This window comes from Pseudoalteromonas sp. SR45-5 (genome assembly GCF_014163565.1).
GTDB classification, from domain to species: domain Bacteria; phylum Pseudomonadota; class Gammaproteobacteria; order Enterobacterales; family Alteromonadaceae; genus Pseudoalteromonas; species Pseudoalteromonas distincta.
Genome location: NZ_JACJDN010000176.1, coordinates 1 through 6,883, shown reverse-complemented (window position 1 = coordinate 6,883; position 6,883 = coordinate 1). Strand labels below are relative to the sequence as shown.

Below are 6,883 nucleotides of genomic sequence, written 5' to 3'. Positions count from 1 at the left end.
ATTTCATTTAAAAGAAGAAATTATAAAAAAGGCTAAACTACTTAGTGCTGAATTAAATAAACCTGTCACCCCTGGTTTTGAAGTATTTATCTTAAAAGCAACAGCAACAGAGCCAGATATTAATCAATGGACATACATTTCTTCTACAGGCGAGCAAATACAAGTTAATTTAAGTGTCACTTCGTTGTTAAATAACGAAGGAGACACCGTTGGCTACTTAGGTATTGCTTACGATTTAACAGAACAAATTGACCACGAGCAAGCCCTTGGTCACTCAAAAGAACTTGCTGAGCAAGCATCGCAAGCAAAGTCTGAATTTTTAGCAAATATGAGCCACGAAATACGAACCCCGATGAACGGTATACTTGGCACATTACAACTATTACAAGAACAACCGCTTAATGAAAAATCAAAAGAGTATTTAAAAAAATCACTATATTCAACTCGAGCACTCACCACCATTATTAACGATATTCTTGATTTTTCTAAAATAGAGGCCGGCAAGCTCTCATTAGAGAATAAGCCTTTTGACTTTTTTGAACTTATTCATCACTTAGAGTCAGACTTAGGTGTGCAAGCAACAGATAAAAACATTTACCTTAAATTTGTGATTGATATTGAGCACAAGCATTGGGTGGGCGACCCAGTTAGACTCAGACAGGTATTTTTAAACTTAATATCTAACGCGATTAAGTTTACATCTCAAGGTGGCGTTACAGTAACGTTTAGGCTAACCGACGAAAAAAAAATATGTTGTTGTATATCAGACACCGGAATTGGAATCTCTGAGCAAGCAATTGATCGATTGTTTGAGCGCTTTGAACAAGCTGAGCAATCAACCACGCGTGAATATGGTGGTACGGGCCTTGGCTTACCCATCACTAAATCATTAATAGGCCTTATGAATGGCGAAATTAAAGTAACAAGCCAGTTAGGTTCAGGGAGTCAGTTTTATGTGTACTTACCATTAAAACAAGCGCAGGTGGATGACAGCACATTAACAACCAAAAATATTGAGCTTCCTGACCTATCTGGAAAAATTATTTTATTAGCTGAAGATAATAAAATAAATCAGCTTGTTGCAGCTGCGATGCTTGAACCAACTAAAGCCACCATTATTATTGCCAACAATGGTTTAGAAGCGATTTCATTATACGAGTTACACAAACCAGACATTATTTTTATGGACATTCAAATGCCAAAAATGGATGGTCTTCAGGCATGTAAAAAAATTAAGGCGCTTAATAGCGAACAAATTGTTATTGCATTAACTGCTAATGTTTTTACAGAACAAAAAGAAATATACAGGCAGCTATTTGATGGTTACGTTTCAAAACCAATCGAAAAACATGAACTCGTCGGCATGTTATCGACACTTTGCTTAGTAAATAATTAGTCATTCTGAGGGCATTAAAAAACCCAGTTATTGTTACCTTTCGATATTAATAACTGGGCTCTAAGAATAATGGTGGAGGGAGAGGGATTCGAACCCTCGTTAGGGATAAACCTAAACACACTTTCCAGGCGTGCGCCTTCAGCCACTCAGCCATCCCTCCACGGTGCTGCAATTGTGTAATGCAACAGCGCGCTATAGTATGAAATAGACCCTTAAGGTGCAAGGCATTTTTAAATTTGGGCCTTTAAATGCTTACTAATCAAGCAACACTTACCTATAGGCACAAAAAAACGGCTAAATCTAAGACTTAACCGTTTATAATTTATACTTTAAAAATGACTTAACCTGAACTCTGATTAAGAGATTTACTACGTATTGAATATGATGATATTTAAATTTATTTTCTCTAGCCAGAGTTTAGGTTACTTAGCCATACTCGCGGTAAATTCAAGCATGCGATTAAGTGACTTAAGTGCGCCTTCGCGTAAATCCATATCAACAAATACTTCTTTGCCTTTAGGGTCAATTAGGGCTTCCTCAATCGCTTTTAAGCCATTCATTGCCATCCAAGGGCAATGAGCGCAACTTTTACATGAAGCGCCCTCACCTGCCGTAGGAGCCGCAAAAAACTCTTTATCTGGACATAGTTGCTGCATTTTATAAAAGATGCCGCGATCGGTTGCTACAATAAACTTTTTGTTGTCCATTGTTTGCGCTGCTTTGATCAATTGGCTCGTAGATCCAACCGAATCGGCAAGAGCAACTATTTCTGCTGGTGACTCAGGATGAACTAAAACGCCTGCATCTGGGTGTAGCGCTTTCATGTCTTTGAGTGCTTTTGTTTTAAACTCGTCATGTACAATACATGCGCCATTCCACATAAGCATATCAGCACCGGTATTTTTTTGAATATAACTACCAAGGTGCTTATCTGGGCCCCAAATGATTTTTTCGCCTTGCTCATCGAGGTGCTCTACTATTTCAAGTGCACAGGATGAAGTTACAATCCAATCTGCACGTGCTTTAACAGCCGTAGAGGTGTTTGCATATACAACTACTTTACGATCAGGGTGCTGATCGCAAAACGCAGAGAACTCGTCTATCGGGCAGCCAATATCTAACGAACATGTTGCTTCAAGCGTTGGCATAACAACCGTTTTATTTGGCGTTAAAATTTTGGCTGTTTCGCCCATAAATTTTACGCCCGCAACAATAATCATATCTGCATCGTGACGTGCGCCAAAACGCGCCATTTCTAGCGAGTCGGCAACGCAGCCGCCGGTTTCTTCAGCAAGTGCTTGAATTTCGGGATCGGTATAATAATGGGCAACAAGTACTGCATTTTTATCTTTTAGTAATTGTTTTATACGCGCTTTATACTCGCCTTGCTCGTCTTGTGTTAACGGTGCTGGCTTAGGGGGGAAAATATAACCTTCAGGCATAATAGTTTGAGCTAGACTCATGTTCTCGACCACTTATCTACAGTGCATTAATTAGGGCGAATTATACGAGAATATGAAAGCAAATAACAGCGAACTAGTAAGGCTGTTTATAAAAAATAAAGTGGGAAATTAAAAAAGAATATAAAGGAAAGTATTAGAGAGTGGTGGGTCATGATGGATTTGAACCATCGACCAATTGATTAAAAGTCAACTGCTCTACCAACTGAGCTAATGACCCGCTCTAATATAAATCTGCTTTGTAAAAAGCTTGCGTAAATCCGCCGATTAAACTGTCATAGAATGGTGGGTTATGATGGATTTGAACCATCGACCAATTGATTAAAAGTCAACTGCTCTACCAACTGAGCTAATAACCCGCTCTATGCACTTATTCAATTAAGAATGAAGCTTACGTATATCCGCCGACTAATGCCAAACCCTATTCACAAGGAATAAAGAATGGTGGGTCATGATGGATTTGAACCATCGACCAATTGATTAAAAGTCAACTGCTCTACCAACTGAGCTAATGACCCGCTCTGACGTTGCGTTTTATAACAACTTAGTATTGTACGTAAATCCGCCGATAAAAGACCATTCAAAGAATGGTGGGTTATGATGGATTTGAACCATCGACCAATTGATTAAAAGTCAACTGCTCTACCAACTGAGCTAATAACCCGCTCTTTTTGTCGCATTTCGAGTGGGGTAACCATTCGTTTGCTGCGGGCGCTTATAATACTTATTTATAAAATGAGTGCAACCGAAATTGTCTCTTTTTTTAAGTTTTTATGTCTAGATGCACAAAATTAAACCGTTTGTGCTCAAACTACATGCAAATCCAAGATTCTTCGAGAGTTTCCATGTAGTTTGCTCGCCTTAACTAGAAATTTAATCGCTGGTGAACTTTAGTTTCCCAAACGATCAGTTGCTAGTTTTGCAGCGGTAGTACTTGGGTATTGATTGATAAGATCGCTCAATATTTTTTGTGCTTGCGCCGCTGAACCTTGATCTTGTAAAAGTGTGCCTAACTTTAGCATTGCATCTGGGCGTTTATTAGAATTTGGAAATTCGTTAACAACCACTTTAAAATGCTCCACCGCTTTTACGCCATCATTTTTAATAGTAAGCAACTGCCCTAACCAATAATGCGCGTTAGACGCATATACAGAGTTTGGATAGGTAGTCAAAAACGTTTGAAATTCAGGAATCGCTTGATCATAACGTTTATCTTTCATTATTAACGCAACAGCACGCTCGTAAGCTTCATTTTCAGATAAGTCACTGCTGTAGCTCTGTGCATCGTTTGGCTGCGCCTGATCGATTACTGGGGCTGCTGTTGGCTGTGTATAAGCCTGGCTCACGCGGTTTTCAATCTCTTGATACAACTCACGCTGACGCTGCAGTACTTTTTCAAGTTTGTAGCTTTGCTCTTCAGTTACACCGCGAATTTGACTTACTTCGTCTTGTAACAAGTTAAGTTGTTGCTGTAACTCTACTTGTAAAAAGTTACGCGACTGCATCATATTCTCAAGCGACGCTAATCGCTTCTCAATACTTGATTGTGAACTTGCAGCTTCTGAAACAGGAGCGGGAGCAGCCATTAACTGGGTGCTCCCGCTCAATATCATGGCTGCCAAAATAATTTTCGGCTTCATAATATCTCTTATCTTAGTAAACTAGTACCGCACGGCGGTTTTTAGCGAAAGCTGATTCAGTGCGAGATTTAACCATTGGCTTCTCTTCACCGTAGCTTACCACTGACATTTGGCTAGCTGAAACACCTAAGCTTAATAGGTATTTTTCAACTGCTTGGCCACGGTGCTCACCTAGTGCAATGTTGTACTCTGGAGTACCGCGCTCATCTGCGTGGCCTTCAATTAGAACTTTAACTGATGGGTTTTGAACTAAAAACTCAGCATGTGCACGAAGTAAATCAGCGTACTTACCTTCAACAGTCGCTTTATCAAAGTCAAAGTAAATTACTTGCTCTTGACGAAGTGCTTCGTACTTTTGACGAAGTTGCTCTTCTGCTTGTTGCTCAGGAGAGATTGTAGCTACTTCAACTGTATCAGTGTTAGTTGATTGCTCAACAACGCCTTGATTTGATTGGTTTGCAGCACCTTCATCAATATCAGAAGATGAGCTACAAGCTGCTAATGTCATTACTGGCACAGCAATTAGCAGGCCTTTAAGTATTTTGTTAAGTTGCATTGAGTAGATTCCTATTTTGAGTAAACCAGTAATATTACTGTAAGTATGGCGACCAAGCTGGTGCCTTTACTTGTCCGTCTAGCACAGGTAACCGTGCTTTAAAGCGGCCGTCCATCGATACTAGCGCAAGTACCTGTTTATTATTATGGAGCGTGCTGTATATAATCATCGAGCCATTTGGCGCTATGCTCGGTGATTCATCTAGGCGTGTTCTCGTTAATACTTGAAACGCACCTGTAGCCAGCTCTTTCTTAGCAAGATGGTACTGCCCGTTGGTACGGTTAACCATCACTAATTCTTTTCCATCTGGTGTTATAGAACCAGCAAGGTTCATATCACCATCAAAGGTGAGTCGTTGTGACCTACCTGTTTTTAAATTTAACTTATAAATCTGAGCATTACCACCCCTTTCAGATGTAAACACAATATCTTGGCCATTAGGGTACCAAGATGGCTCAGTATCTATGCTACGATGATTTGTTAAGCGTGTTTCCTTACGTGTAGCAAGGTCAAGCATGTAAACTTCTGTCGCACCCGTCTTATCCTTAGAAAGCACTAATAATAGCTTTTTACCATCTGGCGAAAACTGCGGTGCACCATTAATACCACGGTAGCTTGCTATTATTTCACGCTTACCTGTGTATATATCTTGAATGTAAATTTGGCTTTGACGGTTTTCAAACGTTACATACGCTAGTTTAGTACCATTTGGTGACCATGCTGGCGACATTAATGGTTCTTTTGAACGAAGTAATACCTGTTCGTTAAAACCATCGTAATCAGCAACGACTAGTTGATAAGGTTTAGGCTCGTTATCACGTACTATTACATATGCAATTTTAGTTAAAAACGCGCCCTTTTCACCCGTTAGCTTTTCATAAATAACATCACTAATGCGGTGTGAATAACGACGAAAACCACTCTCGCCAATAACACTTTCACGCGCTTCTAAAATATGATCTTGGCTTTTAACTAACTTACCGTTACTCATCATTTGCGTATTGCCACCGGTAATTTGGCCGCGAATCACATCAACTAACTCATAACGAACTAAATAACGCCCATCAGTTTGTTGTTCAACCTCACCAACAAGAACAGCTTCAACACCTTTATTAACCCAAGACGCATAATCAATTTCGCCATCTTTACTTGGCTGTTGCGGCATTTGCGCCACATCAACAGGTTTAAACTTACCACTGCGCATTAAATCGGCAGCAATAACACCACTTAGCTTTTCAGGAATTGGACCAACACCTTGGTATTTAAAAGGTACAATGGCAATAGGCCTTGCACCGTCTACACCTTCTGTTATTACAATTTCAAGCGCTGCATTAGCAACACCCGTAAACCCAAACAGTAAAACTAAACAGGCTATTTTTATTTTGTTGAACATATCATTCCTTTAAAATTCTGGCTTGATTGTTAAATTAATATTCTTAAGTTTTTCGAATACGTCTTTATCTTTAGATACCGGTAATGTGTCAGCCATGCGCACTGCTCTTAATGCAGCTTCACATACTAACTTGTCGCCACCTAATGATTTAACTTGCGTTACTAAACCATTAAAGCCCAAACGAATATTAACTCGGCACTGTTGGTTTTTCATTTTTTCATCAATCAGTAAGTTTTGCTGAATACGCGCCATAATTAATGCACGGTACTTATCAACTTCGCTCACCACTTGTTGCTGACGTATTTTACTACGGGCAGCCTGCTCTTTGGCAAGTTGCTCTTGTAACATTTGCTCTTGCATTGCTTGCTGGCGTTTACGTTCGGCCTCAGCAGCACGCTCTTTTGCTTCCTCCTCACGCTTTTTGCGCTCAGCTTCTGC

Annotated in this window: 6 protein-coding genes and 5 tRNA genes; 1 reads left to right on the top strand and 10 read right to left on the bottom strand. The window is 39.9% G+C overall.

Translation table 11 applies throughout. The features are described from left to right. A partial coding sequence (locus tag H5072_RS08670; protein ID WP_182693278.1) for an ATP-binding protein occupies positions 1-1,396 on the top strand: 1,396 nt, incomplete at its 5' end. Between the two features lie 70 nt (positions 1,397-1,466). Here the strand turns inward: H5072_RS08670 and H5072_RS08665 are convergent. From H5072_RS08665 to tolA, 10 genes are all read right to left on the bottom strand, one after another. After that, positions 1,467-1,556 (bottom strand) — tRNA-Ser (locus H5072_RS08665). Positions 1,557-1,818: 262 nt separating this feature from the next. Next, complete coding sequence (nadA, locus tag H5072_RS08660; protein WP_182693277.1) at positions 1,819-2,859, bottom strand: quinolinate synthase NadA; 1,041 nt, start codon at positions 2,857-2,859, stop codon at positions 1,819-1,821. Between the two features lie 141 nt (positions 2,860-3,000). Next, positions 3,001-3,076, bottom strand: a tRNA-Lys gene (locus H5072_RS08655). Between the two features lie 63 nt (positions 3,077-3,139). Beyond that, positions 3,140-3,215 (bottom strand) — tRNA-Lys (locus H5072_RS08650). Between the two features lie 83 nt (positions 3,216-3,298). Beyond that, positions 3,299-3,374 (bottom strand) — tRNA-Lys (locus H5072_RS08645). A gap of 70 nt (positions 3,375-3,444) precedes the next feature. Further along, a tRNA-Lys gene (locus H5072_RS08640) sits at positions 3,445-3,520 on the bottom strand. A gap of 226 nt (positions 3,521-3,746) precedes the next feature. Further along, positions 3,747-4,496, bottom strand: coding sequence for a tol-pal system protein YbgF (ybgF, locus tag H5072_RS08635; protein WP_182693276.1), 750 nt, complete (start codon positions 4,494-4,496; stop codon positions 3,747-3,749). Positions 4,497-4,509: 13 nt separating this feature from the next. Further along, positions 4,510-5,052, bottom strand: a complete 543-nt coding sequence (gene pal / locus H5072_RS08630; RefSeq protein ID WP_002960636.1) for a peptidoglycan-associated lipoprotein Pal — start codon at positions 5,050-5,052, stop codon at positions 4,510-4,512. Positions 5,053-5,086: 34 nt separating this feature from the next. After that, positions 5,087-6,445 carry a Tol-Pal system beta propeller repeat protein TolB gene (gene tolB, locus H5072_RS08625; RefSeq protein ID WP_138488837.1) on the bottom strand — a complete coding sequence of 453 codons (1,359 nt, stop codon included), beginning with the start codon at positions 6,443-6,445 and terminating at the stop codon, positions 5,087-5,089. 9 nt (positions 6,446-6,454) lie between these two features. Next, positions 6,455-6,883 (bottom strand): cell envelope integrity protein TolA (gene tolA / locus H5072_RS08620; protein WP_182693275.1); only part of this gene is annotated, 429 nt, incomplete at its 5' end.

What these genes read in the sequence shown, in the direction of transcription:
- nadA (WP_182693277.1), bottom strand. Translation starts at nt 2,859, where the DNA reads ATGAGTCTAGCTCAAACTATTATGCCTGAAGGTTATATTTTCCCCCCT.
- ybgF (WP_182693276.1), bottom strand. Translation starts at nt 4,496, where the DNA reads ATGAAGCCGAAAATTATTTTGGCAGCCATGATATTGAGCGGGAGCACC.
- pal (WP_002960636.1), bottom strand. Translation starts at nt 5,052, where the DNA reads ATGCAACTTAACAAAATACTTAAAGGCCTGCTAATTGCTGTGCCAGTA.
- tolB (WP_138488837.1), bottom strand. Translation starts at nt 6,445, where the DNA reads ATGTTCAACAAAATAAAAATAGCCTGTTTAGTTTTACTGTTTGGGTTT.